This window comes from Shewanella sp. VB17 (genome assembly GCF_013248905.1).
GTDB lineage: Bacteria > Pseudomonadota > Gammaproteobacteria > Enterobacterales > Shewanellaceae > Shewanella.
Window position 1 is genome coordinate 21,279 of record NZ_JABRVS010000001.1, and the last position, 19,964, is coordinate 41,242.

Here is a 19,964-nt window from a genome sequence, read left to right on the forward strand (position 1 = left end):
CCTTAAATCTCTAATATTGTTTGCTTAACTGAACTTGGTTTTTTTTGAGTTTTTGTATTAAACCGATCAGTTAATTGATGCAATTGCTGATTTGATAACTTATCAACCCCATAATCACTCGGTGTCTTAAGTCCGCCTAATTGCGCCTGCTGCTTGGCAGTGTTTATCACTGCATCTAGCGCCGCTTCAAAATCAGCAACAAATAACGCCGTTTTCGCCTGTGATAAACGTGAAATAATACTAAAGCCCAACACCCCTTGCTGTACTGCACCATTGATATTAAGCGCTAGCTCACCCTCATTATTGAGCGCCACCTCAACACCAGTATCACCACCAACTAAACTCCAATCCAGCTCAGCTCCGCTAACACTGCTTACACCTAATTGGCCTAAATAGTTAAAGCTCACTCTAGGTAATTGACCTGCAACACGCCCAACCTGACGCAAAGCACCATAACCAAGCCCCTTATCGGGTATTGCCCTGAGCATTTCCTTAGTGTGAATGATGGTCTCTGCAGCCGTTTCATAAGCATCAAGCTTCACCGGGTACATACTGGTAAACCAACCCACTGTTTGTGATACATCTAAGGTCTCATCAATCGACTCACGTCCATGCCCCTCCAGTACGATATGATTAACCGACTCTCCAAAGGTACTTTGTAGGGCAATCGTTAGCGCACTTAACAACAAGTCATTAATCTCAGTGTGATAACCGCTATTGGCCTCGCGCAATAAAGTCTCGGTTAACTCATGAGATAACATCACACCTTGCGTTTGCGGCTCACTAAGCTCAGGGAGTATCCGCATATCAGCGGTGACACCTTGCCAGTAAGCCACGTCCTTCTCCGACTTTTTACCATACTCTGTGATGGCACCCACCCATTGCCGATAACTGCTGGTTTTTTCTGGTAAGCTTTGCCCTGTTAGCAGTAGACGCATGTCATCGGCAATAATTCGCCACGACACCGCATCAATAATCAAATGATGAAGTGCAAAGAAAAGACGTGAGCGGCCATCTTCATAGCCTGTCAGCTCTGCAGCCTGCCATAAAGGCCCTGCATCAAGTGCAAAGTCACTCTGCCAAGTCGTTAGTTGCTGATGCAACTCATCATCTGACAACTCACTGACATCACAACTCACTAAAGGTGCCATGGCGCTGCGGGCATCATAACGCTGACCTCTTGATGGTGAAGAGGTAAAGCGAGTACGCAAGACATCATGCTGCTCCGCTAAACTTTCTAGCGCCCTTTCGATGGCAGACAGTGTCACACCTTGAGGTAGCTGCACCATAAAGGCTTGATTCCAGTGATGCTCACTCGCCCATACCCCATCAAAGAACCATTGCTGAATTGGCAATAAATCAAACTCACCTTCAAGCACGCCTTGCTCGGCAACAATTTCAACCGCTGAGGCTTCTTTTTCTAATGCAGATGCCAATTGCGCCACCGTAGGTGCATCAAAAATCACCTTAACCTGCAAGCTAAAGCCTGCTTGACGTAGTTTAGATACCAGCTGAATACTGATTATCGAATCACCACCACTGCGGAAGAAGTTATCGTGTATCCCCACTCGCTCAAGACCCAACACCGACTGCCAAATCTCACACAGCCGAGTCTCAAGCTCATTGCGGGGTGCAGTGTAATTGTCCCTATTAACCCAAGTCGGCTCAGGTAAAGCCCGCCTGTCTAGCTTACCGTTAATCGTTAATGGAACAGCATCAATATCTGTGAACGTCGCCGGCACCATGTATTCGGGTAAGCTTTGAGCCAGAGACGCCATGACGCTATCAATGTCCAAAACATGACCCTTTGTTAACATCACATACGCCGCTAAGTATTTAGCCCCATCACGTTCACGGTCTATCACCACAGCTTGCTTCACGCTATCGAGGAGTGATAACGCCGTTCCAATTTCACCTAGCTCAATCCGGTAACCACGGATCTTGACCTGGCTATCGTTACGGCCCAAATACTCCAAATGACCATCGGCTAAGTAACGTACCAAATCACCCGTTTTGTATAAACGCGTATACCCTTTTTCGATGTCTTCAGCCGTGGCAAACGGGTTTTTAATAAAGCTCGCCGCTGTTAAGTCTGGGCGATTAAGATACCCGCGCGCCAAACCTGCGCCACCGATGTAAAGCTCACCGCTGACGCCCAATGGCGACAATTTCCTATCACTGTCCAACACATAGACTTTTCGAGTATTAATTGGCTTGCCAATAGGAACTGACCCACCAAAATGATCGCAATCATAAGTGGTCGTAAACGTCGTGCTTTCTGTTGGACCATAACCATTTAATACTTTCTCAGGTCGACTTTCCTGCGCCAGTAACTGGCGTATCAAGTCTGGCGTCAAGGCCTCTCCACCCACTAATAAGTAACGCAAGTTGGCAAACAGCTCCATATCTTGAACATACAAGCTATCGAACAAGGCGCGGGTTAGCCATAAAACGCTAATTTTATGAGTCCTTAATAAATGACGAATTTGCTCAACAGATATATGAGCATTGCGAGTCGGCAACACCAGTTTTGCCCCATACGTTAATGCGCCCCACAACTCAAAGGTCGCCGCATCAAAACTAGTGTCAGACAATTGCAACAAAGCATCATCAGCAGATAAATCAATATAAGCATTATTGTGTACCAAGGAAGTGATCCCTTGATGCGGTGTCATCACCCCCTTTGGCTTCCCAGTCGTCCCAGAGGTGTAAATCACATAGGCCAAATCGTTAGCTGTGCTGGCTAGGTTTGGCCTTTGGGTTGGCATACTTTCATAACTCGAAGACAAGTCTGCTGACAACAAACTCATATCATCACCCAGAGCAGTTAGCGTCCCAAGATATTGTGACTGCGTCACCACCATCTTGGCATCGGTATCGGTTAAGATGAACTGAGTTCGCTCTGCTGGGTACTCCGGCGAAATAGGCACATACGCACCACCCGCTTTCAGCACCGCTAAAATACTAATCACCATTTCTAGACTTCTGTCTAAATACAGCGGAATTAACGTATCCGCCTTAAGCTCATGGCCTGTAGTATCAAAATAAGTGTCACGAATGGCATGAGCCAGCTGATTGGCCCTTACATTTAATTCAGCATAGGTGAGCTGCTTGTCTTCAAACACCAAAGCAATGTTATCCGGCGTTTTCGACACCTGCTCATCAAACAACTGATGTAAGGTTTTGTCGCTTGGGTATGGCGCATCTGTATCATTAAAGTCGTGCAATAAAGTGTTGCGTTCCTGAGCTGACAACACATCGATGTTAGCTATATTTTGAGTCTGCTCAGCAACAAAAGTCTGCAGGACTCGTGTATAAATGGCCGAGATACGCTCAACACTCGCCTCATCAAATAAGCTCACAGCATAGTTGATTTGACCACTGATATTATCCTCTCCACTGGTCAGAAAAAGACTTAAATCAAATTTCGCGGGGCTGTATAAGCTTTCTTCTAATTCTACAGGCGTAAAGGGTAGCTGGCTGGCACTTGAACTATTTGAGCCAAAATCTTGCACACCAAACATCACTTGGAAAATAGGGTGCCGTGAACTATCACGCTCTACATTTAACCCGTCCACCAATTGCTCAAACGGAATGTCTTGATGCGATTTCGCTTGAGAGACCACATCATGGACAGCTTGGATGAATTCGTTAGTATCAAGATCACTTAATACTTGCGCCCTCAGTGCCAAGGAATTCACAAACATCCCAATTAAACTTTGCGTTTGCGCATGGTGACGATTGTCTGAGGGTGAGCCAATAACAATGTCATCTTGCCCTGATAATTTCGCCAAGCTCACGTAAAATGCACTCAATAGCACAGTATAAAGCGTCGTCTCTTGCTCTCTAGCCAACATCCGAAGTTTATTTGATAACATCACATCCAGTGTAAATTCACTGTCTTGACCACGATAATCTATCTTCACGGGACGCGGCCTATCGGTAGGTAAGGTTAAGGTCTCACAACCCGACAAGGCCATCCGCCAATAATCAAGCTGCCGCTCACCCACATCACCTTGCAGATAATCTCGTTGCCACACCGCATAATCACCGTAATTGATGTCTAAGGCAGGTAGGTTTATTTCACGTGACTCACTTAATCCTTGATACACCTCACTCAACTCGCGAATAAAGATGCCTTCCGACCAACCATCCATTGCAATATGGTGCCACATCAACAAGACATATTGACCTAGCTCAGTTTGGTAATGGTTAAGCCGCAAGCTTGGTTCGCCTTGTAAGTCAAAAGGGCGGGCAATATCAGCTTTAATCATCTTGCTCAACTCAGCTTCGCCATGGCAAGTATATGAGTTCAGGGTCAAACGAGTATCCAACACCTGTTGATAAGCATTATTGGATTCATCATAGCCATAAACACTATTCATCACGACATGGCGACCACTCACCACGTTAATGGCTTCTTCTAGTAACAACACATTGATGTCATCATCAAGCTGAGCTAAATAAGGCATATGATACGCATTGCTGCCTTGCTCAAACTGCTCAATAAACAACATCCGCGCTTGCGCAAACGACACCGGATAATGAGCCATATCACAATGCGGAATAACCACCAACTCTTGCTGACTCAATGATTGTTCATTTAACGCTAACACAATCCCTGCAACCGTCTTTTGCTCAAATAACACATGTAATGCTAAATCAACACCCAAATCACGACGAATACCTCCCACCAACTTAATCGCAGAAATCGAATCACCACCAGTGCGGAAGAAGTTATCGTATACCCCCACTCGCTCAAGCCCCAACACCGACTGCCAAATCTCACACAGCTGAGTCTCAAGCTCATTGCGGGGTGCAGTGTAATTGTCCCTATTAACCCAAGTCGGCTCAGGTAAAGCCCGCCTGTCTAGCTTACCGTTGATCGTTAATGGAACAGCATCAATATCTGTGAACGTCGCCGGCACCATGTATTCGGGTAAGCTTTGAGCCAGAGACGCCATGACGCTATCAATGTCCAGAACATGACCCTTTGTTAACATCACATACGCCGCTAAGTACTTAGCCCCATCACGTTCACGGTCTATCACCACAGCTTGCTTCACGCTATCAAGGAGTGATAACGCCGTTTCAATTTCACCTAGCTCAATCCGATAACCACGGATTTTAATCTGGCTATCGTTACGGCCTAAATACTCCAAATTACCATCAGGTAAATAACGCACTAAATCACCCGTTTTGTATAAACGCGTATACCCTTTAGCGATGTCTTCAGCCGTGGCAAACGGATTATCAATAAAAGACGCAGCAGTTAATTCAGGCTGGTTAAGATAGCCACGAGCGAGCCCTGCACCGCCGATATAAAGCTCACCTGCTCCGCCTATCAGTAATAATTTTTTCTTATCATCAAGCACATAAATACGCTCACTCGATAATGGTCGACCTATTTTCTTATCATTACCATCTTGATAGCCGCTGCGCGTGCTCCAAATACACGTTTCTGTGGGACCGTAAACATGATGAATCTCCATAAATAGGGCTGACAGCTTATCAAATAGCTCAGCCGAGCAACTCTCCCCACCTACAACCACTTGGATACTAGATAAGTTATACCGACGACCCACTTCATCACAAATCATGCTCCACATCGACGGAGTCTGCTGAATAAAACTAATATCCTGCAAGTGACTATCAAGCGATTCATTTAACTGCGCAAATTCTGACAATATCAGGCGATCACCCGAAACTAGAGGCAATGCGTACTCTAAGCCAAAAATATCGAAGGTGTACTGCGTCAAGCTCAATGTAGAGAAACTCTCAAGCGACAACCATTGATGAGCGGAAAGAATAAAGTAGGTAAAGACATCATGTTCAACCATCACCCCCTTTGGCTTCCCAGTCGTTCCAGAGGTGTAAATCACATAGGCCAAATCGTTAGCTGTGCTGGCTAGGTTTGGCCTTTGGGTTGGCATACTTTCATAACTCGAAGACAAGTCTGCTGACAACAAACTCATATCATCACCCAGAGCAGTTAGCGTCCCAAGATATTGTGACTGCGTCACCACCATCTTGGCATCGGTATCGGTTAAGATGAACTGAGTTCGCTCTGCTGGGTACTCCGGCGAAATAGGCACATACGCACCACCCGCTTTCAGCACCGCTAAAATACTAATCACCATTTCTAGACTTCTGTCTAAATACAGCGGAATTAACGTATCCGCCTTAAGCTCATGGCCTGTAGTATCAAAATAAGTGTCACGAATGGCATGAGCCAGCTGATTGGCCCTTACATTTAATTCAGCATAGGTGAGCTGCTTGTCTTCAAACACCAAAGCAATGTTATCCGGCGTTTTCGACACCTGCTCATCAAACAACTGATGTAAGGTTTTGTCGCTTGGGTATGGCGCATCTGTATCATTAAAGTCGTGCAATAAAGTGTTGCGTTCCTGAGCTGACAACACATCGATGTTAGCTATATTTTGAGTCTGCTCAGCAACAAAAGTCTGCAGGACTCGTGTATAAATGGCCGAGATACGCTCAACACTCGCCTCATCAAATAAGCTCACAGCATAGTTGATTTGACCACTGATATTATCCTCTCCACTGGTCAGAAAAAGACTTAAATCAAATTTCGCGGGGCTGTATAAGCTTTCTTCTAATTCTACAGGCGTAAAGGGTAGCTGGCTGGCACTTGAACTATTTGAGCCAAAATCTTGCACACCAAACATCACTTGGAAAATAGGGTGCCGTGAACTATCACGCTCTACATTTAACCCGTCCACCAATTGCTCAAACGGAATGTCTTGATGCGATTTCGCTTGAGAGACCACATCATGGACAGCTTGGATGAATTGGGTGATATCGCTATCACCTAGCACCTGCGCCCTCAACGTTAGCGAGTTAACAAACATCCCGATGAGATTTTGTGTTTGTGCATGGTGACGATTATCCGAGGGCGAGCCAATAACAATGTCATCTTGCCCCGATAATTTCGCCAAACTCACGAAAAACGCACTCAATAGCACAGTATAAAGCGTAGTTTCCTGCGCTTTCGCCAGCGCCCTAAGCTCAGATGACAATCCAGCATCTAATGTGAAATGACTGTCTTGACCGCGATAATCTATCTGCGCGGGCCGCGGCCTATCTGTCTGCAAACTCAAGTTCTCATAACCCGACAAGGCTTCTCGCCAATAATCAAGCTGCTGCGAGCCCACTCCACCCAGCAAATAATCACGTTGCCACACCGCATAATCACCGTAATTGATGTCTAGTGCAGGTAAATCTATTTCCCGTGACTCACTTAGCGCTTGATACACCTCACCCAACTCGCGGATAAAGATATCATCCGACCAACCATCCATCGCAATATGGTGCCACATCAACAAGACATATTGACCTAGCTCAGTTTGGTAATGGTTAAGCCGCAAGCTTGGTTCGCCTTGTAAGTCAAAAGGGCGGGCAATATCAGCTTTAACTCTCTCGAGTAATTCAGATTCACCATGGCAAATACGCGACTGAAATACGAGATGCGCATCCAATACCCGCTGATAAGCAGTATTGGATTCATCATAGCCATACACGCTATTCATCACCGAATGACGAGCGCTCACCACATTAATGGCTTCTTCTAATAAGAATACGTTGGCGTCATCATCGAGCTGAGCCAAATAGGGGATATGATACGCATTGCTGCCTTGCTCAAACTGCTCGATAAACAACATACGCGTTTGCGCAAACGACACCGGGTAATGAGCCATATCAAGATGCGGAATGACCACCAACTCTTGCTGAGCTAGCGTTTGCTCATTCAGCACCAAGGCAATGCCCGCTATGGTTTTTTGCTCAAACAACACATTTAGAGCTAAATCAACACCCAAATCACGGCGAATGGCCGCCACCAACTTAATCGCCGAAATCGAATCACCGCCACTGCGGAAGAAATTATCGTGTATCCCCACTCGCTCAAGACCCAACACCGACTGCCAAATCTCACACAGCTGAGTCTCAAGCTCATTGCGGGGTGCAGTGTAATTGTCCCTATTAACCCAAGTCGGCTCAGGTAAAGCCCGCCTGTCTAGCTTACCGTTAATCGTTAATGGAACAGCATCAATATCTGTGAACGTCGCCGGCACCATGTATTCGGGTAAGCTTTGAGCCAGAGACGCCATCACGCTATCAATGTCCAAAACATGACCCTTTGTTAACATCACATACGCCGCTAAGTACTTAGCCCCATCACGTTCACGGTCTATCACCACGGCTTGCTTCACGCTATCAAGGAGTGACAACGCCGTTTCAATTTCACCTAGCTCAATCCGATAACCACGAAGTTTAACCTGGCTATCATTTCGCCCTAAGTATTCTAAATTACCATCGGACAAGTAACGCACTAAATCACCGGAGCGATATGCCCGAGCGCCAAGTTCCGTGCTAAACGGATCTGCAATAAACTTCTCGGCGCTCAGAGCTTCACGGTTAAGATATCCTCGAGCAACACCAGCCCCACCAAGTAATAGCTCACCCGGCACCCCTTTAGGCACTAATTGTAATTGCTCATCAACCACATAGACTCGGGTATCTAAAGTGGCTCGACCAATTGGCACGCTCGAACTTGCCTCACTTTCACCTAACCAATATAAAGTTGATGAAATAGTCGCTTCTGTCGGTCCATAGTTATTAATCAACTGACATGCAGGTTGCGCTGGCCCTGTTAACCATGCTTTAGCAAAGTCAGCATTGAGCACATCACCACTAACAATTAATCGTGTTAGCGAGGTCTGCTGCCAAAAATCGACATCACTTAACACCGACTCTAATAAGGCTTTTGCATATAAGGGCGGAAATTCAGTAATGGTAATAGGGTTATCTTGCAGCCATAAGATAAACTCAGCCGAGGTCCATTGAGTTTCTGGGCGAAGATACAAACTTGCCCCGGTCGTTAAGGCCTCAAACACTTGCTCTACCGAGGCATCAAAACCTATATTGGAAAATTGCAGTACCTTATCTTCAGCACTGATACCATAAGCAACACAAATACTCTTAATATGACTACTTAACGCTTTATGCTCTATCATCACTCCCTTAGGCTTGCCCGTGGTACCCGAGGTGTAAATCACATAAGCCAAATCTTTAGCTGTGCTCATCGCTGCAACATTAGCCACTGGCATATCGGCATAAACTGACCATTCATCGATGACCATTAAGCTCACCGGATTGTCTAGCGTTACGTTTATAGCCTGCAACGCATCAAGATGCCTTTGCTGGGTTAACACTAAAACAGTCGAGGTATCCGTTAGGATAAATTGGGTTCTCTCTGCAGGGTACTCAGGTAAAATCGGCACATAGGCACCACCGGCTTTCAATACCGCCAAGATACTAATCACCATCTCCAGACTACGGTCAAAATACAGTGGAATTAAGGTATCGGCCTTAAGCTCATAACCGCAAGTATCGAGGTAGGTCTGACGAATAGCGTGCGCTAATTGATTGGCTCTTTTATTTAACTCAACATAAGTGAGTTGTTTGCCTTCAAACACTAAAGCAGTGTTATTTGGCGTTTTCGCCACTTGCTCCTCAAACGACTGAACCAAGGTTTTGTCGCTTGAATACGACGTATCCGTGTCGTTAAAACCATAAAGCAAGGTATCGCGCTCATGAGGTAATACAAGAGGTATTTGTTGAATTAATTTGCAGGGTGAATCAATAAAGGCCTTCAGCACATGCTCGAGGCGCTCAAGTAAGAGTGTAGCCTCTTCCTGATTAAAATATTGCAGCCCAAAAGATGCATTAATTTCTAACGACGGATTAGACTCGTAATCTTTTAAACTTAATAATAAAGGATCATCATCGTAAGTCGTGCCCACTTTAAATGATTCATACGATATCTTTAAATCAGAATCATTTTTAAATAAATCATAAGACACAGTAACATCAGGCAACAACACATCCAAATGACTTGCAATGCGCTGTACATGAGAGCGAGGAAAACGGCAATGAGCATAACTTTTTTTTATCGACCCCATGGTCGTTTTTATTTGCTCAATAACACTGCTATCATCCCCAATGCTAGATGAAAAAAGACAAGTATTTACATGCATACCCACCACTTGCATGCCTTGCTTACCTCTGCGGCCATGTATCGGAGTATTAAGCACTACCTCATTGTCTCCTATTATTTTTGCCATAACCAGACTCACCGCACTTGAAAAAAACGCGAGTAAATTCAATTTATAAGTAGCACAGAAGTGATGCAGTTGGTCAGTTAACTCAACAGATAACACACGTGTACAACTAGCGTTTTTGGCCAACGAATAGCGAATAGGAAGAAGAGAGACTTGCTGCAGCTCTAAAAATTGTTGCCAATATACTTTGTCTTTATTGTATTTCACTGAATTTAGGTATTCATGCGATCGTAGTACGGCATCTTTAAATTGCGGAATACTTAGTAACCAAGCTGTTGACCGTCCTTGCTCGAGATCTCGATATAAGCGCTGAATATATTCCTGCAAACGATAACTACCAACACCATCAATCACAATATGATGAGATTTTATAAAGATAAAATAATTATCAGGTGATAACTTAATTAAGGACATATGATTAAGTTCATCGGATAAATGGTCCATATATATATCAACTTGCTGCTGCATCCAATGCAATGCCCTTTTATCAGGATTGACATCAAGAGAGAAGTCATAAAGCTCAATTAAAGGCACTTTTTTATCTTCTTGAATACATTGAAGTGGGCTTCCATCATCTGCTGTAATTTTTATTCTTAGAGCGTCAAGACTTAAAATAAGCAAATACCAAGCCTGTTGCAATCTAGTTCGATCAACTTTTTTCATCGTTGTATAACTAGCAATATTATTTTTTGGACTCAGATGATTAACTAGCTGATCATAATAAACATCTTCTTGAGCTGGATGAATTTTAAATAAATCTAATTCAGATGAATATTTATTCGGTGTATTGTTTTCTTCAATACTATCTTTCATTACCATTCCCTTGCCTATAACTGGCTCATATATAAGAATATAAAGCCAACAGATAGACAAAAGTCATCTTTTTGGCTTACAAAATAAATTCATCATTTGTCATGGAATAGATATAAATCTTCAGCATACAAGATGAAAGCACTGTGATTTGTGTTGGAAAATTACGGGGTTATATTATTAATTAGCTTATATTAACGGCTTAATTTTAAATATTATCATCCCTAGACAAAACTATGTTTTATTGCCTAATCGCGAAAAGTATAATCTATGAACAATTATTGGTTCTGCTTAAAGATATAATTTATAGATATTATGTTTTTTTATTATTTAATCGCATTAGCATTCCTTCACAGCTGGAGACACTTCTAACATAAGGTTGATATTGATCAAACTTGGCTATCAGTTAATTTTAAAGTAGAAGTTAAGTAACTAAGAGACAGAAGCACATGTTAACCACACAAAAAATTACTTTGACGATTATGCCTACAAACATTTAAGTTGACAAATAAAAACATAAAAAATACAAAAAAAATACATAGCACCCAATAATTAAACATTGAAATCATCTGCGTAATCAAAGTAACATATAGTAAATAAAGCTAACAAAAAAATATAAAAAACCTTAATAGTCAACACTTTAAAACTAAATAAAACTTAATAACCTCACACCTTTGAACCACAACTGATTAAGAAGAGCCTGATGACGTTAACGGATGAAATAGACCGTAAAATCCTCTCAATTTTTACCATCGGTATGAGCTACCTAAATATCAATAAACAAGTTGAGGATATGTATTTCATAAACGTCTTAAGTGATACAGATAAGATTATCTCTGGGGCTTTAGACCATTATTAACCAGTTGTCTGGCTCGATACTATATCACTACAAAAATGAAAGAAAATGGCAGTTATATTGGTGAGGTAATTTACATACTATTTACACTTAATATGCAGGGAAAGGTATTAGGGCTTCGCTTGTCAGAAAATAAAGAGGGAAATTGTTGGCTCTCACTGCTGTTCGCCACTCGCCATCAAGGCCTTAAAGACATCTTTTTCGCCTGTATAGATAGATTAACGCCCTTCCCTAAAGCAATAGCCATCATCTTCCCTGCAACAGTGACTCAACTATATGCTTATCTTTCTTTTATCTTAGCAAGCATTACTCGGCTCATTTTTCGAGTATTAGACTCCTACACACGAGCAGCCTAACTTTCTAGTCAAATTGATCTAATAGGCACCTTCGCTATAGACAAGTTCATAACTATGGCTGTAAATTTCTAGAATATTTCCAAATGGATCTTCCATATAAATCATGCGATATGGTTTGCTCCCAGGGTAGTAATAGCGAGGCTTAGGCATACGTTTTTTACCTCCTGCTGCGACTATTTTATCTGCCAACTCTTCAACATTTGGATCTTGGACGCAAAAGTGAAATACACCTGTTTTCCAATATTCGAAATTATCTTCAGGATTAACTTGCCCTTTAAACTCAAATAATTCAACACCGATACGATCACCTGTAGACAGATGCGCAATTCGAAACCTGTCCCAATTACGACCAAATACGTCTGTACACATTTCCCCTATAGGGCTGTCATCTTCTATTATTTCTGTTGGCTCCATAATCAAATACCAACCCATCACTTCGGTATAAAACTTAACAGCAGCCTCTAGATCAGGAACGGATATGCCTATATGTGAAAAATTACGTGGATATGTATTGCCCATAGTTTATAGTCCAATGATTACTCTTGTAACTAGATTACAAAACAGGCATTATTAAGTAAAATTATCATTTATAATAAATATAAGTATAAACTGTAATGATTAATCCCATCTGGTTACGCAGCTTCTGTACACTTGTAGAGCTCGGCCATTTCACTCGTACTGCCGACAAGCTTCATATGACTCAATCAGGGGTTAGTCAACATATTCGTAAACTCGAACAACATCTCAATCAGCAGCTACTTATTCGGCATGGTAAAACCTTTTCCCTCACCAATACTGGAGAACGACTATATCAAGAAGGTAAAAAACTCATTCTGTCATTGTCTGCTCTTGAGGTGATGATCGGCCTAGATCCAACACACGAAGGGATTGTAAAAATGGCTTCGCCAGGGAGTGTAGGCCTTAAGCTTTATCCACATTTATTAAGTCTACAAAGACAATATCCAAAGCTAGTTATAGAATATCGATTTGCACCGAATATTGAAATAGAGAGGCTTATTGCCGAACATAAGATAGATGTTGGTCTAATGACTTGTTTATCTAAGATGAATGAAATTAGCCTTGATCCTATTGCAGAAGAAGAGCTTTTATTGATCACCCCTTCGAACATCTTATCTCCAAGTTGGGAGCAACTAATGTCACTAGGTTTTATTGACCATCCAGATGGTCACTATCATGCAAGAGAACTGCTTAGCGTTAACTTTTCAGAGTTTCAAAATAGTAAACAATTCAAAAGAACAGGGTTTTCCAATCAAATAAATCTCATTCTAAAACCCGTCAGTATGGGCCTCGGATTTACGGTTTTACCTAGTCATGCTATAGATGCTTTTAAAGACAGTGATAATATAAAAATACATCAACTGAAGAACAAAGTCAGTGAGATACTATATATAGGGACTCATACAAATAAATTTATTCCCAATCGGATAAACACCATAATATCTGAGACAAAAAAATGCCTTGCGCATAAGATAAAGACTCATAATTAGTCTCCTTTTTCAATAAAATCATCAGAGAAGTCAGTTTCCCAATACTTATAGCCTTGTAACGTTGCCTGAGCCGCTGCACCCATTAAATTAACCTGATACGTTTTCACCCCTTCTATATCTATCGATTGATTAGCTGAGGCTTGGTCGCCGCTATCTTCATACTTAGCACTAGCTTCTGCTTGAGCTTGACCTTCGAAGCCTGCTTCTTTAAAACGAGTCAACGCATCACGAGTCATAAATGCCTGTACGAAGGCTAGTTGTTTCCAACCAATACCGGCGCCAACACCACCAGTGGCAAAGCGATAATAAGAATTTGCTCCTTTTTCTGAAAGTACGCATATTCCACCGCCAGTTGATAATGCGAATAAATAAGTATTACTGCCAGTACATGTTACATAAGCAATAGAGTTAGTTACTGCAGATTTGGCACCTTTATGCTCTTGATATATTTCCTGCAATGCTGCTTGAGTTTCTTTAAGCGCATGTGATTTTTTAGCGCTTGGTGTCGTACCGGTAGCACAACCAAGTAGTACTAATGGAACCAAGCAGCAAGCTGATTTTTTTATTAAGTTCATATTTTACCTTAAAAAAGTTCAAGAAAAAGATAGTTTACTCTAGGGTCTATTTGTAACGTAGATGCAATTACATTTCACTATATTCACTATATTCACTATAGACACTTAAGCAATATAAGATGATATTGATGCCAAATCAGACTTAAAAACTCAATATGAAAAATGAAATTCGTTCGAGCTACCCTTTTTTATCCTAAAATGAGTAATAAGAGCTGCTGGTTAATGACTACCTAGCCATCATTTGCTTTAATTGAGGTCATTGTATGCCCATGTTCAGTCTTGTTGGTTTATCACTAAGAAGAATACTCATCATTATTTTATTAACTCACCCAAACGCTACTTGGTCTCAAGATTTACAAAATACTGAACCTGAAAAAAAGCTCAGCATACGAATGAACACGGTGATTGAAACCCACATAGGCATTATTAGTCAATGGCTTAAAACTCCTGAGTTTAACAATCTACTTATTGAAAACAATAAAAACTTATTATCAGTAGAAGAAATAGAGCAAAGAGATCAAAATTGGATCCAAGGCAAAGATGTTCACCTGTATGAACAATTAAAAAGTTCACTGGTCAGCCAGATATTGCAAGCTAAAATTATCAACAGTAAGGTGTATGTCGAGGCATTTGTTTGTGATCAACAAGGGGTAATTGTCGCACTGTACCCTAAAAGTAGCGATTACTGGCAAGGAGATGAAGCTAAATTCATTAACAGCTTTAACCAAGGTAAAGGCAGCATTTTTATAGATAAGCTGAGTTTTGATGACAGCACTAACATGTACTCGGTACATGTCTCTATTCCTATTTTCCATGACAATAAAACAATAGGTATCCTTATTGTGGGGATAAAAAATATTACCTCAGGAATAAAAAACTATCACTAACTTTAACAAAAATGATAACAAAAAGCCTGAATATTGCTATTCAGGCTTTTTTTGTACTATCTCACCCTTACAGGAAAATAGTCGCTAAACAGAGCAATAATTAACGGTTATGACGCTTACGATCATTTTCGCTCAAGTAACGCTTACGAACACGGATGTTCAATGGTGTTACTTCTACTAACTCATCATCATCAATGAACTCAAGCGCTTGCTCAAGTGTCATGTCGATATGTGGAGTCAGTACTTGTGCTTCATCAGTACCTGATGCACGCATGTTCGTTAGCTGTTTGCCTTTCAGACAGTTAACGGTCAAATCGTTCGCACGAGCGTGAAGACCAACAACTTGACCTTCATAAACTTCAGCCGCATGTGTAATAAACAGACGACCACGAGCTTGAAGGTTAAACAATGCAAATGTCAGTGCTTTACCTGTACCGTTAGAAATCAATACACCACGTGCACGTTGACCAATATCACCCCCTTTCACAGGACCATAATGATCGAATGAATGGTAAATCAAACCGCTACCTGAAGTAGACGTCATGAATTCAGTTTGGAAACCAATGAGGCCACGACTAGGGATAACGAAATCGATACGTACACGACCCTTACCATCAAGCTGCATGTCTTTCATGTCACCCTTACGGGTACCAAGCTTCTCAATTACGCTACCCTGATGCTCTTCTTGGATGTCAACTGTTAGCGTTTCAAATGGCTCACACATCTCGCCATCGATCTCTTTAACAATCACTTCTGGACGAGAAACAGCAAGCTCGTAACCTTCACGACGCATATTTTCAATCAAGATTGAAAGATGAAGTTCACCACGACCTGATACACGGAAGCGATCAGGACTGTCTGTTTCTTCAACACGTAATGCTACGTTATGAACTAATTCTTGCTGCAAACGCTCAAGGATATTACGTGAAGTCACGTACTTACCTTCTTTACCAGCAAATGGAGAAGTGTTGACCTGAAAGGTCATTGTCAACGTTGGTTCATCAACAGACAAAGGAGGTAGCGCTTCTACGTTAGTAGTAGCACACACAGTATCAGAAATTAACAACTGACCAAGACCTGTAATAGCCACGATATCGCCAGCATTAGCAACGTCAACTTCGTGACGCTCTAGACCCATGTAACCTAATACTTGGCCCATTTTACCGTTACGTTTCTTACCGTCAGCACTAATAATAGTAACCTGCTGGTTAGTCTTAACGCTACCGCGCTTGATGCGACCAATACCGATAACACCCACGTATGAGTTATAATCGATTTGAGAGATCTGCATTTGGAAGTCACCTTCCGCATCTGCGTCTGGAGATGACACTTTCTCAACAATCGTTTCAAACAGAGGAGTCATGTCTCCCTCTGTCACTTCAGGATCTAAAGACGCAAAACCATTTAATGCAGAAGCATAAACGATTGGGAAATCTAGCTGCTCATCAGTAGCGCCTAAGTTGTCAAAAAGATCAAACACTTGATCGATAACCCAGTCAGGACGAGCACCTGGACGGTCGATCTTGTTGATAACAACTATAGGCTTAAGGCCTTGAGCGAATGCTTTTTTAGTCACGAAGCGAGTTTGCGGCATTGGACCGTCAACGGCATCAACAAGCAGTAATACTGAATCAACCATGGATAAAACACGTTCAACTTCACCACCGAAATCGGCGTGACCTGGAGTGTCAACGATGTTGATACGGTAATCATTCCACTTAATGGCAGTATTCTTTGCCAGAATCGTGATCCCACGCTCCTTTTCAAGATCGTTCGAATCCATCACCCGCTCAGTGGCTTCTCCTCGACTCTCAAGGGTTCCAGACTGCGCCAGCAACTTATCAACCAAGGTAGTTTTACCATGATCGACGTGTGCAATAATGGCGATGTTACGTAAATTCTCTAACACAGATAAACCTCTTACCATCAAAATATAGGGGGTATTTGTAACAGCTTAAAGACTAGCTGCTACAATAAAAAACGTGCCATTCTACTCTAGCCAAGAGCTCTCGCACAGGATTATTTTTTAGACAGCTATGAATAATCCATTTTATCTCATTCGCACTAGCATGATGAGCGCACCAAAATGGCACAAAACATGCACCACTATAGTGCGCCACATTCGTGTATTAGAATGAGAATATTAATAGTTACTTTAAAAATCAAAATGTTATAGTTGTGGCACAAATCTAGCTTATTCATTATTTAGAATAATAATGAACGCTAGCGTAATTAATAATAAAAGGGAACTCCCTTAAATACTCTACCCGGAGACTTAGAATGTCAGCAGAATCAGTTTTACAACAACTAGAAGAGTTAGAAGTTAAGTTTGTTGATTTACGTTTTACCGATACTATAGGTAAAGAGCATCACGTTTCGATCCCAAGCCATCAAGTAGATGCTGACTTTTTTGAAGACGGTAAAATGTTTGATGGTTCTTCAATTTCAGGCTGGAAAGGTATTAACGAATCGGACATGGTACTAATGCCTGATGCAGCAAGCTTCGTACTCGACCCTTTCACAGCTGAAACAACAGCAAACATCCGCTGTGACATTCTTAACCCTGGCACCATGACAGGGTACAATCGTGATCCTCGTTCTATTTCTAAAAAAGCGGAAGAATATTTACGCTCCACAGGTATCGCTGACACCGTATTAATTGGTCCAGAACCAGAATTTTTCCTGTTTGATGATGTCAAGTTCGGTGCTGACATGTCAGGTTGCTTCTACAAAGTTGATGCAGAAGAAGCAGCATGGAACTCAGGGACCAGCTATGAAGGTGGTAACAAAGGTCATCGCCCAACAGTCAAAGGCGGTTACTTCCCTGTTGCTCCTGTAGATTCTTCTCAAGATTTACGCAGTGCCATGTGCCTAGTGCTCGAAGAGATGGGACAAGTCGTTGAGGCACACCATCACGAAGTCGCAACAGCTGGCCAAAACGAAATTGCTACTCGCTTTAACACACTTATGCTAAAAGCTGATGAAGTTCAGGTATTAAAATATGTCGTCCACAACGTTGCTCATGCTTACGGTAAGACAGCAACATTTATGCCTAAGCCAATCGTTGGCGACAATGGCAGTGGCATGCATGTTCATCAGTCTCTTGCTAAAGACGGTGTTAACCTTTTCGCTGGTGACAAATACGGTGGATTGAGTGAAATGGCCTTGTTCTATATCGGTGGTATTATCAAGCATGCGCGCGCTATCAATGCTTTTGCAAACCCTTCGACGAATTCTTACAAACGCCTAATCCCACATTTTGAGGCGCCAGTAATGCTGGCATACTCAGCAGCAAATCGCAGTGCATCTATTCGTATTCCATTAGTACCAAGTCCAAAAGGACGTCGTATAGAACTGAGGTTCGGCGATCCAATGGCTAATCCATACTTGGCATTCTCTGCAATGCTAATGGCAGGGCTTGACGGTATTCAAAACAAAATCCATCCGGGCGAAGCCATGGATAAAGATCTTTACGATCTTCCGCCTGAAGAAGCTGCTGAGATCCCAACGGTAGCAACGTCATTAGAAAATGCACTAGAGTGCCTAGACGCAGATAGAGAATTCCTCACTCGTGGTGAGGTATTTAGCAATGATTTCATCGACTCATATATTGCGCTTAAATCAATCGATGTTCAACGTGTAAACCAAACAACTCATCCACTAGAATTTGAGCTTTATTACAGTTTATGATCTTGTAAAAATATCAATATAAAAACCTTAATTTATTAAGGTTTTTATATTTACTTACCGCAGCATATCACCCTATGAATTTGCTAAACCTAAGCTCGCTTGAAATAGAGTCATCTCGTTGGCGATAAGCTATTCTGTCTACTAACCTAGTAACTAAATCAAACTTATTCAAGAACGCTGCTATGCAACGAATCACTGCCAGCCTGTTTCTTTGTTTTATCCTTGTTGCTTGCACACCTCAAAAAACCAGCAATAAAATCTCCATTGCCATTAATCCTTGGCCGGGATATGAGCTGCTATATTTGGCCAGTAACAAGGATTTCTTTAAAGCGGTAGGATTAAATATTGAGCTAATCCAAACCGCCACTCTTTCCGATGCCCAAAGAGCTTACATTAATGGTCGTGTCGATGGTTTTAGCAGCACAATAGTCGAGGCTGTACAAGCTCAGGAGTTTGGCGGAGAACCTCTCACTGTAGTGCTATTGGCAGATTATTCTAACGGAGGAGATGTGATTTTAAGCCATCCGCCATACAATACATTGGCCAGCCTTAAAGGCAAAAAAATAGGCTGTGAAGTTAGCTCTCTTGGGATCTATATTCTCGCTAGAGCACTTACACTGTACGACATGTCTTTAGACGATGTCGAGATGATTAATATTGAACAAGGTAACGCACTACAATCATTAACCTCTGGCCACATCGACGCTATGGTGACTTACCCCCCATACTCATTGACCATATTAAACGACACTACTCAAAGCTCTCATAAAGTCTTTAGTACCGCAGAGATCCCTAATGAGATTTTAGATACAATTTCTATTTCAAAAAGGGCAATTAAAGACAATCCAGACTTAGTACCTAAGTTACAACAAGTATGGCAAATGGCCTACGATTATCTCAAGCAATATCCTGATGACGCGACACAGATTATGGCTGAACGAGAAAATATATCAAAATTTGAATTTAGTCAGGCTCTTAGCGATATTCATATCCTTAATAATACTGAGCAACATAACTTGCTTAAAAATCAAGATAATTTGATAACCCTAGCTCAATCTGTTTGCGACACACTTAATAAAGTCGGCGTGTTTGATAGCTCATGCGAACATATAAAAACCCTATTTTACTCAGGAATATAAA

General features: G+C 41.9%; 8 protein-coding genes and 1 pseudogene. 5 read left to right on the forward strand and 4 right to left on the reverse strand.

What is annotated here, in order from left to right; genetic code table 11:
- Positions 1-2: 2 nt before the first annotated feature.
- Positions 3-10,955, reverse strand: a complete 10,953-nt coding sequence (locus tag HQQ94_RS00050; protein WP_173292492.1) for a non-ribosomal peptide synthetase — start codon at positions 10,953-10,955, stop codon at positions 3-5.
- Positions 10,956-11,622: 667 nt separating this feature from the next.
- Here HQQ94_RS00050 and HQQ94_RS22415 point away from each other — a divergent pair.
- Positions 11,623-12,083 (forward strand): annotated as a pseudogene (locus HQQ94_RS22415) (transposase); the annotation flags it as partial.
- A gap of 99 nt (positions 12,084-12,182) precedes the next feature.
- On the opposite strand, the gene HQQ94_RS00065 reads toward HQQ94_RS22415, so the two are convergent.
- The gene (locus HQQ94_RS00065) at positions 12,183-12,683 is read right to left on the reverse strand and encodes a lactoylglutathione lyase family protein (protein ID WP_173292498.1); all 501 of its coding nucleotides are present in this window, start codon (positions 12,681-12,683) and stop codon (positions 12,183-12,185) included.
- 95 nt (positions 12,684-12,778) lie between these two features.
- Between HQQ94_RS00065 and HQQ94_RS00070 the strand changes: the two genes are divergently transcribed.
- Complete coding sequence (locus tag HQQ94_RS00070) at positions 12,779-13,672, forward strand: LysR family transcriptional regulator (RefSeq protein ID WP_173292499.1); 894 nt, start codon at positions 12,779-12,781, stop codon at positions 13,670-13,672.
- Here HQQ94_RS00070 and HQQ94_RS00075 read toward each other — a convergent pair.
- Entirely contained in the window at positions 13,669-14,247 is a 579-nt protein-coding gene (locus HQQ94_RS00075; protein WP_173292501.1) for a hypothetical protein, read from the reverse strand. The two genes, HQQ94_RS00070 and HQQ94_RS00075, sit on opposite strands and share 4 nt — an antisense overlap.
- Before the next feature lie 263 nt (positions 14,248-14,510).
- Between HQQ94_RS00075 and HQQ94_RS00080 the strand changes: the two genes are divergently transcribed.
- On the forward strand, positions 14,511-15,134 hold the full coding sequence (locus HQQ94_RS00080; RefSeq protein ID WP_173292503.1) for a PDC sensor domain-containing protein: 624 nt from the start codon (positions 14,511-14,513) through the stop codon (positions 15,132-15,134).
- Positions 15,135-15,234: 100 nt separating this feature from the next.
- Here the strand turns inward: HQQ94_RS00080 and typA are convergent, their stop codons facing one another.
- The gene (gene typA / locus HQQ94_RS00085; protein ID WP_173292505.1) at positions 15,235-17,043 is read right to left on the reverse strand and encodes a translational GTPase TypA; all 1,809 of its coding nucleotides are present in this window, start codon (positions 17,041-17,043) and stop codon (positions 15,235-15,237) included.
- A gap of 371 nt (positions 17,044-17,414) precedes the next feature.
- Between typA and glnA the strand changes: the two genes are divergently transcribed.
- Positions 17,415-18,824 (forward strand): glutamate--ammonia ligase, encoded by a 1,410-nt coding sequence (glnA, locus tag HQQ94_RS00090; protein WP_173292507.1) that lies wholly within the window; start codon positions 17,415-17,417, stop codon positions 18,822-18,824.
- 182 nt (positions 18,825-19,006) lie between these two features.
- Entirely contained in the window at positions 19,007-19,963 is a 957-nt protein-coding gene (locus tag HQQ94_RS00095; RefSeq protein ID WP_173292509.1) for an ABC transporter substrate-binding protein, read from the forward strand.
- Position 19,964 lies beyond the last annotated feature (1 nt).